The sequence below is a fragment of the Azospirillum terrae genome (assembly GCF_053470425.1).
The window spans coordinates 565,092-581,003 of the sequence record NZ_JBPXMR010000002.1 but is presented as its reverse complement, the minus strand read 5'-3'; the positions used below and the strand labels follow the sequence as shown (position 1 = coordinate 581,003).

Annotated in this window: 16 protein-coding genes; 6 read left to right on the top strand and 10 right to left on the bottom strand. The window is 68.6% G+C overall.

What is annotated here, in order from left to right; genetic code table 11:
- Window positions 1-166: 166 nt before the first annotated feature.
- Together ACSVDD_RS09265 and treZ are read right to left on the bottom strand one after the other, a co-directional pair.
- On the bottom strand, window positions 167-2,224 hold the full coding sequence (locus ACSVDD_RS09265; RefSeq protein WP_448189038.1) for an amylo-alpha-1,6-glucosidase: 2,058 nt from the start codon (window positions 2,222-2,224) through the stop codon (window positions 167-169).
- An 8-nt stretch (window positions 2,225-2,232) separates the two neighbouring features.
- A complete protein-coding gene (treZ, locus tag ACSVDD_RS09260) occupies window positions 2,233-4,119 on the bottom strand; it encodes a malto-oligosyltrehalose trehalohydrolase (protein ID WP_448189037.1) in 1,887 nt (628 codons plus the stop codon).
- Between the two features lie 206 nt (window positions 4,120-4,325).
- Here treZ and ACSVDD_RS09255 point away from each other — a divergent pair, with 206 nt between their 5' ends.
- A complete protein-coding gene (locus ACSVDD_RS09255; RefSeq protein ID WP_448189036.1) occupies window positions 4,326-5,051 on the top strand; it encodes a ThuA domain-containing protein in 726 nt (241 codons plus the stop codon).
- Between the two features lie 129 nt (window positions 5,052-5,180).
- The gene (locus tag ACSVDD_RS09250) at window positions 5,181-7,130 is read left to right on the top strand and encodes a PAS domain S-box protein (RefSeq protein ID WP_448189035.1); all 1,950 of its coding nucleotides are present in this window, start codon (window positions 5,181-5,183) and stop codon (window positions 7,128-7,130) included.
- Window positions 7,131-7,137: 7 nt separating this feature from the next.
- On the opposite strand, the gene ACSVDD_RS09245 is transcribed toward ACSVDD_RS09250, so the two are convergent.
- From ACSVDD_RS09245 to ACSVDD_RS09230, 4 genes are read right to left on the bottom strand one after another with little or no spacing between them, the layout of a single operon-like run.
- A complete protein-coding gene (locus ACSVDD_RS09245; RefSeq protein ID WP_448189034.1) occupies window positions 7,138-7,392 on the bottom strand; it encodes a hypothetical protein in 255 nt (84 codons plus the stop codon).
- A 12-nt stretch (window positions 7,393-7,404) separates the two neighbouring features.
- Window positions 7,405-8,580, bottom strand: a complete 1,176-nt coding sequence (locus ACSVDD_RS09240; RefSeq protein ID WP_448189160.1) for a zinc-dependent alcohol dehydrogenase — start codon at window positions 8,578-8,580, stop codon at window positions 7,405-7,407.
- Window positions 8,580-9,377 (bottom strand): SRPBCC family protein, encoded by a 798-nt coding sequence (locus ACSVDD_RS09235; protein WP_448189033.1) that lies wholly within the window; start codon window positions 9,375-9,377, stop codon window positions 8,580-8,582. The genes ACSVDD_RS09240 and ACSVDD_RS09235 overlap by 1 nt, the downstream gene beginning before the upstream one ends.
- Window positions 9,374-9,811 (bottom strand): DUF3775 domain-containing protein, encoded by a 438-nt coding sequence (locus ACSVDD_RS09230; protein WP_448189032.1) that lies wholly within the window; start codon window positions 9,809-9,811, stop codon window positions 9,374-9,376. The genes ACSVDD_RS09235 and ACSVDD_RS09230 overlap by 4 nt, the downstream gene beginning before the upstream one ends.
- Window positions 9,812-9,928: 117 nt before the next feature.
- On the opposite strand from ACSVDD_RS09230, the gene ACSVDD_RS09225 reads away from it, so the two are divergent.
- Window positions 9,929-10,540, top strand: a complete 612-nt coding sequence (locus tag ACSVDD_RS09225; RefSeq protein WP_448189031.1) for an alpha/beta hydrolase — start codon at window positions 9,929-9,931, stop codon at window positions 10,538-10,540.
- A gap of 96 nt (window positions 10,541-10,636) precedes the next feature.
- Here the strand turns inward: ACSVDD_RS09225 and ACSVDD_RS09220 are convergent, their stop codons facing one another.
- The 4 genes from ACSVDD_RS09220 to ACSVDD_RS09205 form a co-directional block, all read right to left on the bottom strand.
- Entirely contained in the window at window positions 10,637-11,047 is a 411-nt protein-coding gene (locus tag ACSVDD_RS09220) for a Ros/MucR family transcriptional regulator (protein WP_448189030.1), read from the bottom strand.
- A 29-nt stretch (window positions 11,048-11,076) separates the two neighbouring features.
- The gene (locus tag ACSVDD_RS09215) at window positions 11,077-11,397 is read right to left on the bottom strand and encodes an HU family DNA-binding protein (protein WP_448189159.1); all 321 of its coding nucleotides are present in this window, start codon (window positions 11,395-11,397) and stop codon (window positions 11,077-11,079) included.
- 185 nt (window positions 11,398-11,582) lie between these two features.
- On the bottom strand, window positions 11,583-12,044 hold the full coding sequence (locus ACSVDD_RS09210) for a hypothetical protein (RefSeq protein ID WP_448189029.1): 462 nt from the start codon (window positions 12,042-12,044) through the stop codon (window positions 11,583-11,585).
- 7 nt (window positions 12,045-12,051) lie between these two features.
- Window positions 12,052-14,001: an acetoacetate--CoA ligase gene (locus tag ACSVDD_RS09205; RefSeq protein WP_448189028.1), complete on the bottom strand. Its 1,950-nt coding sequence runs from the start codon at window positions 13,999-14,001 to the stop codon at window positions 12,052-12,054.
- A gap of 115 nt (window positions 14,002-14,116) precedes the next feature.
- Between ACSVDD_RS09205 and ACSVDD_RS09200 the strand changes: the two genes are divergently transcribed.
- The 3 genes from ACSVDD_RS09200 to ACSVDD_RS09190 are packed head-to-tail and all read left to right on the top strand — an operon-like array spanning window position 14,117 to window position 15,872.
- Window positions 14,117-14,779 (top strand): haloacid dehalogenase type II, encoded by a 663-nt coding sequence (locus tag ACSVDD_RS09200; RefSeq protein WP_448189027.1) that lies wholly within the window; start codon window positions 14,117-14,119, stop codon window positions 14,777-14,779.
- Window positions 14,780-14,781: 2 nt separating this feature from the next.
- Window positions 14,782-15,141, top strand: a complete 360-nt coding sequence (locus tag ACSVDD_RS09195) for a CidA/LrgA family protein (protein WP_448189026.1) — start codon at window positions 14,782-14,784, stop codon at window positions 15,139-15,141.
- Window positions 15,142-15,152: 11 nt separating this feature from the next.
- Window positions 15,153-15,872 carry an LrgB family protein gene (locus ACSVDD_RS09190; RefSeq protein WP_448189158.1) on the top strand — a complete coding sequence of 240 codons (720 nt, stop codon included), beginning with the start codon at window positions 15,153-15,155 and terminating at the stop codon, window positions 15,870-15,872.
- Window positions 15,873-15,912: the final 40 nt, after the last annotated feature.

The following is a 15,912-nucleotide window of genomic DNA, read 5'->3' as shown; positions in this document are numbered from 1 at the left end:
GGGCACCTCCTGGACCGCGCGCCCCGGAAATTCCAGAGCGCTGGTAATCGAATATAAACCATTCCAACGGGCTTGCATCGAGTCTGTTCTACCTAGCCCTATCGGTAGAAGCCCGAGCCGGAGGTACATCTATCGCTAGGGAGTATGCCCCCTACTCTGCCGCCCCCTACTCCGCCGCCTGGGCCATCGGCGGTTCGGTGGCGGCCCAGCAGCGGACCACTTCGGCGACGCTCCAGGCCTGGGCGATGCAGCCGCGCGGGGTGAAGGGCGGCTCGGCATCGAAGACCTCGGAGATGGTGCCGATGCCCGCCTCGTTCAGGTGCGGCAGGAAGCCGTCCAGCAGCTTGCGCGCGCCGGCCAGATCCTCCGGGTGCAGCTTCAGCCACGAATCCACCAGCGGGCCGATCAGCCAGGCCCACACCGTGCCCTGGTGATACGCGGCGTCGCGCGCCCGCAGATCGCCGAAGTACTTCGCCTTGTAGTCTGGATGCCCCGGCGCCAGCGAACGCAGACCGACCGGCGTTTCCAGCCGCTCGCGCACGATGGTGACCACCGCCTCCCAATGCTTGCGGTCGAGCACCGGGTTGTCCAGCGAGACGGCGAAGATCTGGTTCGGGCGGATGGCGTCGTCGTCGCCATGCTCGCCGTCGATGACGTCGTACAGGCAGCCGCGCCCCTCGTTCCAGAAGCGCTTGTTGAAGGACGCCAGCGCCTTGGCCGCCATCGCCCGATAGGGCTCGGCGGCCTGGGTGCCCTCTTCCTCCTCCAGCCAGCCGGCGGTGAGGCACAGCGCGTTGTACCACAGCGCGTTGATCTCCACCGCCTTGCCACGGCGCGGGGTGACCACCCAGTCGTCCACCTTGGCGTCCATCCAGGTGAGCTGATAGCCCTCCTCTCCCTGGCGCAGCAGGCCATCGGCATCGTCCATCCTGATGCCGTAGTCGGTGCCGCGCCGGTGGTGCTCGATGACGTCGACCAGCCGCGGCAGGATGATGCGCAGCGTGTGGCGGTCGCCGGTCGCCCGCACATAGCGGTTCAGCGCGTGGAAGAACCACAGCGTCGCGTCGGCGGTGTGGTAGAGTCCCTCGTCCTTGCCGTCCGGGAACATGTTGGGGATCAGGCCGTGGCGGATGTAATGCGCGAAGGTGCGCAGGATCCACCCCGCCTCGACGTGCCGCCCGGTGGTCAGCGTCAGCCCCTCCAGGCTGATCATGGTGTCGCGGCCCCAGTCGGTGAACCAGTGGTAGCCGGCGATCACCGTGCGCACCTCGTCGCCCTCGGCGCGGGCGCGCATCTGGTCCACCAGCCGGCCGGCCGGCACGAAGACGAAGCTGTCCGCCGCCAGCACCAGCTCGGCCATCGGCCCCTGGCGAAGCGAGGGATGCGACGTTCGCACCAGCCGGCGGCGGCGTTCGTGCTCGAACTTCAGCACGTCGTCGGGGGGCAGCGCCTCGACGCGCTGCCAGGATTCGGTGGCCGCCGCGAAGGTCAGCGTCTGCCCCTGGTGCAGCGGGCCGCTGAAATAGCCCGGCGTCCACAGCGAGCCGCGGGAATCGTAGCCGCGCTCCGCCTCGACCGAATAGAACAGGTCGCGCCGGGCGCCGCCGTCAAGCGTCAGCGGCATCTGCGCGCCCTCGATGGTCATGCGCAGCACCGGCAGGTCGGGGCCGGCCCACACGTCGTAATGGTGACCGTCGGCGACGACGCGGTAGTCGCGGGCCAGCGGCTGGTCCACCGCCGCTTCCAGCCGACGGAACGCCAGCACCGGCCGCAGGCGCAGCTGCACCGCCTCCGGCGCCTTCACCACGCGGTAGGTGACGTGCACGATGTTCTGCCGGTACGGCAGCACCACCTGCTTCTCGATGATGATGCCGTCCAGCTCATAGCGCCAGACCGGCAGCCCCATCTCCAGCCGGAACTCGGCCACGTGCCCCTGCCAGTCGCCGCTGCGCGAGTTGGGGCCGGGGTCGTGGCTGGTCAGCCGCCGCTCCGTGCCGTCCGGCAAGATAATCACGTCGTTGAGCTGGCTGAGCATGACGACGCGGCCGAGCGGCGCCGGCAAGGCGGCGATCAGCAATCCATGATAACGCCGGGTGACGGCGCCGCTGACCGAGGACGAGGCGTAGCCGCCCAGCCCGTTGGACACCAGCCATTCGCGGGTCAGCGCCGCGTCCGGGGCCGAGGTCAGAATGTCGCGGCCGAGCGTGCGGACGATCTCAGGCATGGCTTTCCTTATTCCGTACGAGGTGCCAGCACCATCGCGGCGTGGCCGGAGAGGTGCCAGGAGCCGTCGGTTTCCACCTCCGGCGTGCCGCCGCCGCCGTAGACCGGCTCCTCGCTGGACCACAGCAGGCGCCAGCGGTGACCGAGCGGCGGGGCGAGCAGCGGTTCCGGCACCGGCGTCAGGGTGAGGTCGCGCCCCATGTTGACCAGCAACAGCCGATCGTCGCCGTCCTCACCGAAAAAGCGCAGGACGAACGCCTCCTCGGCCAGCACGGCGCCATCCAGGCCGCGCGGGCGCTGGGCGCGGAACACCGCATCCTCGCGGCGCAGGCGCAGCAGGTCGCGGTGCAGCGCCGTCGCCCAGGCGTTCCGCTCGCGCTCGGCGGGATCGAGCTTGGAGCGCTCGAAGGTCCGCGGATCGTGCGGCACGGCGAGTTGCGTCTGCATGGCCGGCGTGGCGATGCTGGGGAACTGCGCCAGGAACTCGCCCCGCCCCTTCGCCACCAGTTCGGCCAAATCCGGCTTGTGGTCGGCGAAGTAGAAGAACGGCGACGAGGACGCGAACTCCTGCCCCTGGAACAGCATGGGCGTGCCGGGACCGAGCAGCATCAGCGCGGTGAACGCCCGGTAACGCCCCGGCGCGGTCAGCGCGTGCACGCGCAAGCCCCGCCCGGAATTGGCGATCTGGTCGTGGTTCTGCAAAAAGGTGACCATGGCCGCCGGATCGACGCCGAACGCCGGCATGCCGCGCCGCTTTTTCTGCCATGCGTACCACTGCCCCTGGTAGAGGAAGCCGTACTTCATGGCCGACACGAATTCCTGCGGCGTGCCGCGATAGTCGGTGTAGTACGCCTCGTTCCGCCCGGTCAGCGCCACCATGGCGGAATGGTGGAAGTCGTCGTTCCACAGCGCGTCCAGGCCGCAAGCCCCGCCGCCCTCCTCGCACGGGCGCAGCAGTTCGGAGTGCTGCGGCTCGTTCTCGCCAACCAGGATGGTGGCGCGGCCGCGCGCCGCCGCGCGCACCGCCGCGCTGATCTCCGCCATCACGTTGACCGGCGAGGAATCGAAGATCTGCTGCGTGGCGTCGAGCCGCAATCCGTCAAGGTGGAACTCGTCCACCCAATAACCGGCGTTCATGACGAAGTATTCGCGCACCGGGCCGCTGTCCGGTCCGTCGAAGTTGATCGCCTCGCCCCACTCGTTCTCGTACTTGCCGGTGAAGTAGGCGTCCGAGAAGCACTTCAGATAATTGCCGTCCGGCCCGAAGTGGTTGTAGACCACGTCGAGAATGACCGCCAACCCCAAGCCGTGCGCACGGTCGACGAAGCGGCGCATGGCATCGGGCTCGCCATACAGCCGCGTCGGCGCGAACAGGTTCACCCCGTCGTAGCCCCAGCCGAACCGGCCGGAGAACTCCGACACCGGCATCAACTCCAGCACCGTGACGCCCAACTCGGCCAAGCGCGGCAACTGTTCCATGGCCGCGTCCCAAGTGCCCTCGGGGGTGAAGGTGCCGACGTGCATCTCGTAGACGACCTGCCCCCGGATCGAGCGGCCTTGCCACGCGTGGTCGGTCCAGTCGAAGCGGAACGGGTCCACCACCTGCGACGGCCCGTGCGGCCCTTCAGGCTGGAAACGCGAAGCCGGGTCCGGGTACGGCGTCTTGTCCTGATCCACGCGGAAGCGGTACCGGCTGCCCACCGGCACGCCGTCCACCAGCGCCGAGAAATAGCCGTCGCCCTCCGCCTCCAGCGGCTCCGCACGAGCATCGGGCCCAATGTCCGGCCCAATCAGCACCGAGGCGCGGCTGCACTTGGGCGCCCACAGGCGGAAATGCACCGCTCCGCCCGGCAGCACTTCGGCCCCCACGGGGTAGCGGCGCAGCACGGCGGGCATGGGCGCGTCTTCGGATCGGACGGCGGCGCTGGTCACAGGGTTATAGCCTTTCGGTGAGTGAAACTTATCCATCGGGTCCCCCACAAACAGCCGGCAAGGCACATTGATCCCGTGTCCGCGCGCCCGATGTGGCATTGCGCATGGTCGGGTGGCACGCTGTCGGCCACGCCTTGCGAAGAACACCATTCGATCAGGAAACAATCCGCATGCAACGCGTCCTTATCTGGAACGAGTTCCTTCACGAACGCCGCGACGAGGCGGTCGCCCGCCTCTACCCGGAGGGAATTCACACCACCTTGGCCGACGCGCTGCGCGCCCACGGCCTGGAGCACGTGACCACCGCCACGCTGGACGAACCGGAGCATGGACTGAGCGAGGAGCGTCTGGCCGCCACCGACGTGCTGGTCTGGTGGGGCCACAAGGCGCACGCCGAGGTGTCGGGCGCGGCGGCCGAACGGGTGAGGAAACGCGTCACCGAGGCCGGCATGGGCTTCGTGCCGCTGCACTCCGCGCACTTTTCCAAGCCGTTCCTGGCGCTGATGGGGACGGGCTGCTTCCTCAAATACCGCGTGGCCGGCGAGCCGGAGCGGCTGTGGGTGGTCGATCCCGGCCACCCCGTGGCCGCGGGCATCGGCGACATGATCGAACTGCCGCAGGAGGAGATGTACGGCGAGCCCTTCGACGTGCCACCGCCGGACGAGTTGGTCTTCATCTCCTGGTTCAAAGGCGGCGAGGTGTTCCGCAGCGGCTGCGGCTGGCGGCGCGGGATGGGCCGGGTCTTCTACTTCCGCCCCGGTCACGAGACCTTCCCGACCTACCACGACCCGCGCATCCAGCGCGTCATCGCCAACGTCGTGCGCTGGGCCGCCCCGCCGCAAGGGCTCGTTGCCCCCGTACGGGGCAAACGCGCACCGTTGGAGACGATTCCATAGTCCGGAATTGGTGTTGGCAAGGGAATGTTATCGGACACAGACTTAGTTCGCTATCAAAATAAACTGGCCTACTCTTGCCTCATGGACCACCCGAGCCCGCACAGCCCTTGCGCCCCGCAGCCGGATCTTTTGCAGACCAGCCTGCGCCATCAGCGCATCCTGAGCCGATTTGGCGCGCGCGCGCTGACGGAGGACGACTTGGGCGCCCTGTTGCAACAGGCGGCGGCCGACGCGGCAGAGGGCATGGACTTCCGGCGCACCAAGATCCTTCGCTACCGCCCGCAGACGGACGACTTCCTGGTGATCGCCGGTGTGGGCTGGTATGAGGGCGTGATCGGCCGGACGGTGGTGCCGAACGATCCCGACACGCCGCCCGGCCGCTCGCTCGCCACCCGGCAACCGGTGGCAGTTTCGGATCTTCGCAGCCTGAGCCCGTTGCACGCGAACCGCCTGCTGGCCGAGCATGGGGTCATCTCCGCGCTGAACGTGCCGATCGACACCGAAGCCGCCCTTTGGGGCGTGCTGGAGGTGGACGGCAGCGAGCCCCGGGACTTCCATGAGATGGACGTCCTGTTCATGCAGGGCTTCGCCCACCTGCTGGGCGCCGCCATCCGTCGCGTCGAGGCGGAAGCCAGCGCCCGGATCAACCATGCCCAATTCGATGCGGTGCTGGCCCAACTGCCGCTGGGCGTCGCCGTCGCCGAGGCGCCGTCGGGCCGGCTGATCCTGTACAACGACAAGGGCATCGAGTTGCTGGGCCACCCCATGCAGCCGTCGGAGACCACCGCGGACTATGCGCAGTATGGGGCGGTGCATCCCGATGGCACGCCTTATCGGGGTGAGGAATACCCCATGGCGCGGGCGGTGCTCCACGGCGAGACGGTCGATCAGGAGCCGATGCTCTACCGGCGCGGCGACGGCCGGCTAACCCATCTGCTGATCAGCGCAACGCCGGTCCGCGACGCGGACGGCAAGATCCGGATGGGCGTCACCATCGTGCAGGACGTCGAGGAACGCGTCCGCATGGAGGCGGACCTGCGCCAAGCGCGCGACCGCCTGATCAAGGCGCTGCATTCCACCGCCGCCAGCGAGGCGCGCTACCGCGCCGCCTTCGAGCAGGCGGCGGTCGGCATCGCCGAAACCGGCCGGGACGGCCGCTTCCTGCGCGTCAACGACCGCTTCTGCGCCATCGTCGGCTATGCGCGGGAAGAATTGCTCGACCTCGGCTTCCAGAACGTCACCCACCCCGACGAACGGGCCGCCGGCCTTGCCCTCACCGAGCAGCTCTACACCGGCGAGCGGGACAGCTTCACCCAGGAGAAGCGCTACCTGCTCAAGGGCGGCGGCACGGTGTGGGTGAGCCTGTCCAGTTCCGCGGTGCGCGATGCGGCGGGCCGGACGGCCTATGTGCTGTCCGTCATCGAGGACATCTCGGCGCGCCGGCAGGCGGAAGCCGAGCGCGAGGAGTTGATGCGCCAGCAGGAACTGCTGATGCGCGAGATGAACCACCGCATCAAGAATTCGCTTCAGATGGTGGCGCTGCTGGTCCACATGCAGGCCATCGACATCAAGGACCCGGCCATCCGCGTCCGCTTCGAGGAGACGGCGACGCGCATCGCCACGGTGGCCCTGGTGCACCGGCGCCTCTATCAGGCCAGCGGCCTGGACAGTGTGGAGTCCGCCCCATACCTGCGCGACCTCTGCGACGACATCGGCGGGGCGCTCGGGCTCGACGATGGGCAGTTGGAGGTCGAGGCCATCGAAATGACGCTGGCGGCCGACACCGCCATCACGCTCGGCCTGATCGTCAACGAGCTGGTGACCAACGCCGCCAAATACGCCTACCCCACGGGCGAGCCCGGCTCGGTGCGCGTGACGCTCGACCGCACGCCGGAGGGCCGGCTGCGTCTGGCGGTGTCGGACGACGGCGTCGGCCTGCAGCCGGGATTCGACCCCGGCGCTTCGCCGGGCCTGGGCATGCGCGTGCTGGTGGCGCTGACCGAGAAGATCGACGCCGAACTGCGGTTGGGCGACGGCAATGGCAAAGGGGCGCGCTTTCAGGTGGTGCTGCGGGGATAGCTGCTTCCTACACCCGCTCGCCGAAGCTCCCCGCGGCGGCGTCGATGACGGCGTCGTGGGCGCGGACCGCCGCGAGGGCGGCCTCCACGTGGTCGGCGGGGACGCGCACCGTCACCAGCACGTCGGTCCCGCCGCCGGTCTCGGCGTCGCGTTCCTCGACGCTCAGCGTATCGGCGCTGCCGAAGCGGGCGCGCAGCAGGGCCAGCACCTCGGCCTGCACCGCGTCGCCCCGCTCGGCCATGTAGGCATAGACGATGTTCATGCCCGTAACCTCTCAAGGCGCGAAGACCACGCGCATGCAGTCGTCCGCCTTCTGCTTGAACATGCGGTAGCCCTGCGGCCCGTCGTCCAGCGACCACTTGTGGGTCAGCAGGTAGGACGGGTCCAGTTCGCCCTTCTCGATGTGGGCGAACAGGCGCGCGGCGTAGCGTTGGCCGTGCTGCTGGCCCATGCGGAAGGTCAGGCCCTTGTTCATCGCCGCACCCATGGGGAATTTGTCCAGCACGCCGCCGTAAACGCCGACGATGGACAGCGTGCCACCCTTGCGGCAGCACCGGATCGCTTCGCGCAGCACCGCCGGCCGGTCGGTTTCCAGCCCGGCCATCTGCTTGGCCTTGTCATACCAGTGCTCGACACCCGTATCGAAGCCGTTCGCCTCCATGCCCACCGCGTCGATGCAGACGTCCGGCCCGCGCCCGCCGGTCATCGCCATCAGCGAATCGAAGACGTCCGCGCGCGTGTAGTCCAAGGGCTCGGCCCCGGCCCGCATCTGCGCCGCGCGCAGGCGGTCCGGGTAGCGGTCGATGCCGATGACGCGCTCGGCGCCCATGAGGTACGCGCTGCGGATCGCCATCTGCCCGACGCCGCCGCAGCCCCACACGGCGACGATGTCGCCCGGTCGGATGCCGCCCATGTCGGCGGCCATGTAGCCGGTGGGTGCTGCGTCCGAGACGAACACCGCCTGCTCGTCGCTGACGCCGTCCGGCACGCGGAAGCAGTTGTTGTCGGCGAACGGCACGCGGACGTACTCGGCGTGGCTGCCGGCGTAGCCGCCGAAAGCATGGCTGTAGCCGAAGATGCCCGCCGTGCTCTGCCCGTACGCCGTCTCCTCGTAATGCGGGTGCGGGTTGGAGTTGTCGCACAGCGAATATTCCTCGTGCTGGCAATGCCAGCACTTGCCGCAGCCGATGACCGACACGGTGATGACCCGGTCGCCGCGGTTGAGCGTCAGCACCTCCGGCCCCTTCTCGACCACCTCGCCGAGGAATTCATGGCCGATGATGTCGCCGGGCTGCATGGTGGGGACATAGCCGTCCAGCAGGTGCAGGTCCGACCCGCACACCGACGACAGAATGACCTTGATGATGACGTCGTGCGGGTTGATGAGCTTGGGGTCCGCCACCCGCTCCACCCGCAGATCGTTCACGCCGTTCCAGCAGAGCGCCTTCATCATGGGGTCACCTTTATCGTTCCACGCACGCCATGCGGCTGCCCCTCGGTGGTCGGCATCTCGCCGACTTCCATGAGGTACTTGAGCTTGCGCAGCGCCTCGCGGGCCTGCTGCCCCGGCGCCGAGCCGAACAGCCGCGCCACCGCGCGCCCGGCCTGCCCACCCGGCGGCCGGTAGACCAGCGTCAACCGAACCTCGGTGCCGCGTCCGCCCGGCGCGTCCTTGAACATGACCTGACCGCGGTGCGGCAGGTCGGCGTCCTCGACGGTGTGCCAGGAGATCAGCTCGCCTTCGCGCTCCTTGTCGATCTCCGAATGCCAGCGCACCTCCACGCCCCCCGGCCCGCGCGCCTTCCAGCAGGAGCGGGTGGCGGACTCGATCTCCACGACCTCCAGATGGCTCATCACCTTGGGCACATTGCCGAAGTTGCGCCAGAAGCGGAAAACCTTCTCCCGCGGTGCGGATATGGTGACGCTGGCCTGCACGGTGGTCGGCTCGCGGTCGAGCCCCGGCACCATGCCGGCGACGCGCGGCACCTGCCGCGCCACCGGAGCGGCCAGCGGCACACCGGCGGCGCCGGCGAAGAACAGCCCGCCGCCGCACGCCGCCAGCGTCAGGCCGACCCAGTCGCCACGCCTCAAGCCCGCCAGCCCCAGCGCCGTGCCGCCCATGATGGCGATCCAGCGCTCGGCCGGGCCGGCGGCGGCGCCCTGCCCGTCCGGTCCGGGCCCTTGCAATCGGTTCAGCGCCTGCACCGGGGCCTCGACGGCCCGGCGGGCCAGCGTTTCGACGCTCATTGCCCCTCCTTGTCCATCAGGTCCAGGGCGTAGAGGCCCTTCATCAGGAAATCGTGCAGCTCGATCTTCTCGGCGATGTCGGCGGGGGAGCTGGCGTCCGGGGCGCTGCCGGCGTTCATCAGCGCCTCGTCCCACTGGTTGGCGGCGTAGTCGCCACGCCCGACCAGCATCACGGCACGCAGTTCGATTCGCTCCTCCGGCGTCAGGCCGGCCAGCAGGGTCTTCAGTTCGTCGATGGCGGCGCTGGCCTCGGCCGGGACGACGTTGAGCGTGTCCAGATCGGTGGGGTTGCGCGAGCCGCGCTCGGCCACCTGCTCGCCGAGGTCGATGTTGCGCATGCCGGCGACGTAGCGCTGGCGGTCCTCCACCGCCTCGGAGGCGAGGTCGGCCGCGCGTTTCACGGTATCGAGCGAGATGCGTTGCAGCTTGGGCATTGGAAACTCCCATGATCTGTTGCCGCCGACAGCACAACAGGCGGTGGACGCAAGAGTCCCCGGAAACCCCGCCGCACCGGCGCTGTTAGCAAAGGAAACCCCGTGGGAGACGAGCGTATGGCGACCCTGGACAAGGGCTACCGCACGGTAACGCTGGGCGCCGGCCGCGGCAGCATCGAGGCGCGGCATTACCCGGCGGACGGCGCCACACGCGGCGCGATCTGGGTGGGCGGCATCGGCGGCGGTTTCGACACGCCGGCCCGCGGCCTCTACCCGCGCTTGTGCGAGGATCTGACCCGCCACGGCATCCAGTCGCTGCGCGTGCGCTTCCGCTTTCCGACCCGACTGGACGAGGCGGTGCTGGACGTGCTGGCCGGGTTGGACTTCCTGAGCGCGCAAGGGGTGCGCGACGCGGCGGTGATCGGCCATTCCCTGGGCGGCGCTGTGGCGTTGCAAGCGGCGGTGGCGCGGCCGGATCTGGTGCGCACGGTGGTGACGCTGGCGACGCAGGGGTTCGGCGCCGACGTGGCGCACGATCTGGGCATTCCGCTGCTGCTGATCCACGGCGAGGCCGACGAGGTGCTGGCGCCGCAGTGCTCCCTGTACGTGCACCGCATCGCGCGCGAGCCCAAGAAGCTCGTCCTCATGCCCGGCGCGTCGCACGGGCTGGACGAAACCGCCGAAGCCGTCTGCCGCGAGGTGAGCGACTGGCTGAAGGCGCGGCTTTGAACCACTCCCCAAAAAGCGACAGGCCAAAAAACGCGACAGGCGCCCCCCTTGGGAGGGGAGCGCCTGCCGTGAAGACTGCGAAGATCGGCCGGGCGGTTAGCCCTGGAAGGCTTTCTTGCGGCCGAGGCCGAGCTTGGTCGCCATTTCCGAACGCGCCTTCGCGTAATTCGGCGCCACCATCGGGTACTCCGGCGGCAGCGACCACTTGATGCGGTATTCGTCCGGCGACAGATCATAGACGGTCTTCAGATGCCGCTTGAGCATCTTCAGCTTCTTACCGTCTTCCAGGCAAACGATGTAGTCCGGCGTCACCGACTTCTTGATCGGAACGGCGGGCGTCTGCTCCGTCTTCTGCGGAGCCGCCTTGTCTTCCCCGAGGCCCTGGAATGCCGACTGGACGCTGTTGATAAGCGTGGAAAGATCGCTCACCGCCACGGGGTTCTTGCCGACATACGCGGCAACGACCTTGGCGGTCAGGACCTGAAGCTCTGAGGTATCGTTCGACATGGCGGCTCCCTGCGGCTGACGAGTGGGGATCAGCCGTTGACGGAGTCGCGCAACTGCTTGGCCGGCTTGAACTTCGGCGCCTTGGAGGCGGCGATCTTCACGACTTCGCCGGTGCGCGGGTTGCGGCCTTCGCGGGCGGCGCGCTCGGCCACCTCGAAGATGCCGAAGCCGGCCAGACGGACTTCCTCGCCCTTGCCCAGCGCGCCCGAGATGCCCTCGAACACAGCCTGGACCACCTTGGCGGCCTCGGTCTTCTTGATGCCGGCGGTGGTGGCAACGGATTCGATCAGTTCGGCCTGGTTCATGAAAGCACTCCCGTGAAAGCGTCGAAAATGGGCTTTGGGTGTTATTGGCAGATGGAAACCATCAGCACAAGAGTGAATGGCGCGGCGGCAACTGCGAATTTATTGCTAGGCCGGCATTCTTAGGCAACGTGTGGCGTTCATGCATCAATGCCTTGCAGAAGCGCGCTTTTTTGACGCACCGCAACACAGCCGTTAACCGTGTTTCCACACGTTCCACCGCGAATCGATGCTTAAAATCCAATATTTTTGAGGGCGGCGATGGAGTTTTCGGCACTGGTGTGCAGGACGAAAATGCCGCCGGCCGCCTCCCAGGGCTCGCGCGCCTTCTCGCGGTCGTCGACCAGAACGGCGCCGGGATGGGCGTAGCTGTGCTTGTCGCGGGCCATGCAGGTGATGACCTTCACGTGGGAGCCTAGCATGCGCGCCACCCAGCGCCGCTTCTGCTCCGGCGCCCACGAGCCCAGCGGCAGGCCGGTGAGGATGGTGGGTTCGAACGGTTCGCAGAAGCGCCACAGCTCCTGCGCGTCGTGCATGAACTCCAGCGTGCCGTAGAAGTCCTTGTGGCGCGACAGCTCGCGCCACATGACTTTTGTGGGCAGTTCCTCCGGCGGCTTGCCGGTGACCGCCCGCACGCCGCGGTCGAAGTCGGCCAGCACGCCGTCGAGGTCGAGGAAGAGGGAACGATTCGCCATGGCGGCCTTATAATGAGGAAAGCTCCGGCCGCCCAGTGAACTCGTCGAGCGCCTGCGGGTTGGCGAGCGCCTCGGTGTTTTTGATCGGCCGGCCGTGCACCGCGTCGCGCACCGCAAGCTCGGTGATCTTGCCGGAGCGCGTGCGCGGGATGTCCGTCACCTGCACGATCTTCGCCGGCACATGCCGCGGCGAGCAGTTGTCGCGGATGCGCTTGCGGATGGCGTCCTCCATCGCCTTGTCGAGCGTCATCCCCTCGCGCAGCACGACGAACAGCACGACCCGCACGTCGCCGTCCCACTCCTGGCCGATGCAGATCGCCTCCATGATCTCCGGCAACTGCTCGACCTGACGGTAGATCTCCGCCGTGCCGATGCGCACGCCGCCGGGGTTCAGCACCGCGTCGGAGCGTCCGTAGATCACCCAGCCGCCGTGTTCCGTCTGCTCGATGAAGTCGCCGTGCGTCCAGATGTTGGGAAAGCGGTCGAAATAGGCGCTGCGGTACCTCGCCCCGTCCGGGTCATTCCAGAAGCCGATGGGCATTGAGGGAAACGGCTTGGTGCACACCAGCTCGCCCTTTTCGCCGCGCACGGGGTGGCCGTCGTCGGAGAACGCCTCCACCGCGAGCCCCAGGCCGCGCGTCTGGATCTCGCCCCGCCACACCGGGGCAGCGGGGTTGCCAAGCACGAAGCACCCCATGATGTCCGTGCCGCCGCTGATCGACGCCAGGTGCAGGTCCTGTTTGATGTCGCGATAGACGTAATCGAAGTTCTCCGCCATCAGCGGCGAACCGGTCGAGGTCATCGTCCTCACCGTGGAGAGCCTGTGGGTGCTCTTCGGCTCCTGCCCGGCCTTTTCCAGCGACTGGATGTACTTGGCGGACGTGCCGAACAGCGTCATCGACTCGGCGTCGGCGTAGTCGAACAGGATGTTGCCGTCCGGCGCGAACGGCGAGCCGTCGTAGAGCAGCAGCGTGGCGCCGCTGGCCAGCCCGGTGATCAGCCAGTTCCACATCATCCAGCCGCAGGTGGTGAAGTAGAACATCCGGTCGCCCGGCTTCAGGTCGCAGTGCAGCCGGTGCTCCTTGACGTGCTGCAACAGCGTGCCGCCGACCCCATGCACGATGCACTTGGGCTTTCCGGTGGTGCCCGAGGAATACAGGATGAACAGCGGGTGGTTGAACGGCACCCGCTCGAACGCCGGTTCCCCGGCCGTGTAGGGCGCCAGGAAGTCGCGATAGGCCACGCCCTTCGGCACCGCGGAAACATCCGCATCCCCGGCGACGTAGGGGACGCACACCGCGTGGCTGACGCTGGGCAGATCCTTCAACACCTCTGCGGCCTTGCCGCGCACGTCGTGCGCCTTGCCGTTGTACCAGTAGGCGTCGGGGAAGAAGAGCACCTTGGGCTCGATCTGGCCGAATCGGTCGACCACGCCCTGCACGCCGAAATCCGGCGAGCACGACGACCACGTGGCGCCCAGGCTGGCGGTGGCGAGCATGGCGGCCAGCGTTTCGGGCATGTTGGGCATGTAGGCGGCGACCCGGTCGCCGACGCCGACGCCCGCGGCCTTCAGCGCCTGTTGCAGGCGGGAAACCTCGGCAACCAGTTCGGCGCGGGACCACCGGCGCTTGACCTTGTCCTCGCCCCAGAACACCAGGGCCTCGTCAGCGGAGCCGGCCAGCAAATTCTCGGCGTAGTTCAGCCGGGCCTCGGGAAACCACTGCGCGCCGGGCATCCTGTCGCCGTCGCGCAGGACGGTGCTTCCCGGCTCACCCCGGATGCCGGCCCAGTCCCACAGGAAGCGCCAGAAGTCCTCCTTCTTCGCCACCGACCAGTCCCACAGCGCCTCATAGTCGCCGAGCGACAGGCCGAAGCGGGCGTTGGCGGCCTCGCGGAACGCGGTCAGGTTCGACGCCGCCACGCGCTCGGCGGACGGGCTCCACAAAGGGGTGTCCATGGTCTTGTTCCTCCCGGTCTCTTCTTTGTCTGGAAGGATAACGCAGACGGAAGTTCACTGTCACGCCGGGCGCCGCGTGGTTTAGACTTCGGCGCGCCACAAGGAGAGCCGCGCCATGCCCATTGCCGCGTATGTGTTCGATGCCTACGGCACGCTGTTCGACGTGCACTCCGCCGCCTCCCGCCACGCAGCCGCGGTCGGCCCGCAATGGGAACGGCTGGCGGAGCTGTGGCGCGGCAAGCAGCTCGAATACAGTTGGGTCGAGAGCCTGATCGGCCGCCACCCGGATTTCTGGGCGCTGACCGAGCGCGCACTCGACTATGCCATGGCCGCCACCGGCGTGCCGGGGGGCGAGTTGCGCGCCGCGCTGCTGGACGCCTATCGCACGCTGGACGCCTACCCGGAGGTGCCGGACGTGCTGGCGGCGCTGAAGGCGCGGGGTGCCCGCACCGCCATCCTGTCGAACGGCACGCCGCAGATGCTGGCCGACGCGGTGCAGGCGGCGGGCATCGGCGATTTGCTGGACGCCGTCATCTCGGTCGAGGAGATCGGCATCTACAAGCCCGACCGCCGCGTCTACGAGCTGGCGGAAAAGCACCTGGGCGTGCCGCCGGCCGGCATCTCGTTTCAGTCCTCCAACGCCTGGGACGCGGCGGGGGCGAGCGCCTTCGGCTTCCGCGTGGTCTGGGTCAACCGCGCCGGCCGGCCGCGCGAGTACGCCGGCGACCCGGTGACCGAGGTCCGCGACCTCTCGGCGCTGGTCGGCATGGACCTCTGACCATGCTGGGCTCGATCACCATCCTGCTGGTCTGCCAGCTCGTCGGCGAATTGACCGTGCTGGTGCTGAAGCTGCCGATCCCCGGCCCGGTGCTGGGCATGCTGCTGCTGTTCGCCGGGCTGCTGGTGCGCGGCGGCGTGCCGCGGCCGGTCAGCGACACCGCGGGCGGGTTGCTGCGCAACCTGTCGCTGCTGTTCGTGCCGGCCGGGGTCGGCGTGGTCGCGCATCTCGGGCGCCTGTCGGACGAGGCGCTGCCCATCGCCGCCGCCCTGATCGGCAGCACGCTCCTGTCCATCGCCGTGACCGCCTGGGTGATGGCGGCGCTGCTGAAGCGCACCGGCAACGGGGGACCCGGGGCATGAACGCCGGGGCGATGAACGAGCGACTGGCCGACGTCTGGGTCTATCTGTCGGCCAGCCCGCTGGCGTGGCTGACCCTTACCCTGCTGGCCTATCAGGTCGGGGTATGGGCGTTCGAGCGCTGCGGGCGCACGCCGCTGGTCAACCCGGTGCTGATCGCGGTGCTGCTGCTGGTCGCCGTGCTGAAGGGTGCCGGCATCGACTACAAGCGCTATTTCGACGGCGCGCAGTTCGTGCACTTCCTGCTCGGCCCGGCGACGGTGGCGCTGGCGGTGCCGCTGTACAACCAGTTCCATCAGGTGCGCCGCTCGGCGCCGGCCATGCTGGCCGCGCTGCTGGTGGGCTCGCTGACGGCGGCGGGCAGTGCGGTGGCGCTCGGCTGGCTGTTCGGCGCGTCGGGGAAGACGCTGCTGTCACTGGCGCCCAAGTCGGTGACCACGCCCATCGCCATGGGCATCGCCGAGCAGCTCGGCGGCCTGCCCTCGCTGACCGCGGTGTTCGTCATCCTGACGGGGATCGTCGGGGCGACGCTGGGCACGACGGTCCTCAACCTGATCCGGGTGACCGACTGGCGGGCGCGCGGCTTCGGCATGGGAGTCGCGGCGCACGGCATCGGCACCGCCCGCGCCTTGCAGGTCAACGAGACCGCCGGCGCGTTTTCCGGGCTGGCAATGGGGCTGAACGGGCTGGCGACGGCGGTGCTGCTGCCGGTGCTGGCGCGGCTGTTCGGGTAGGCGCCGAAATGGGCCGCGACCGCGGCCCCGCGGCCCCATG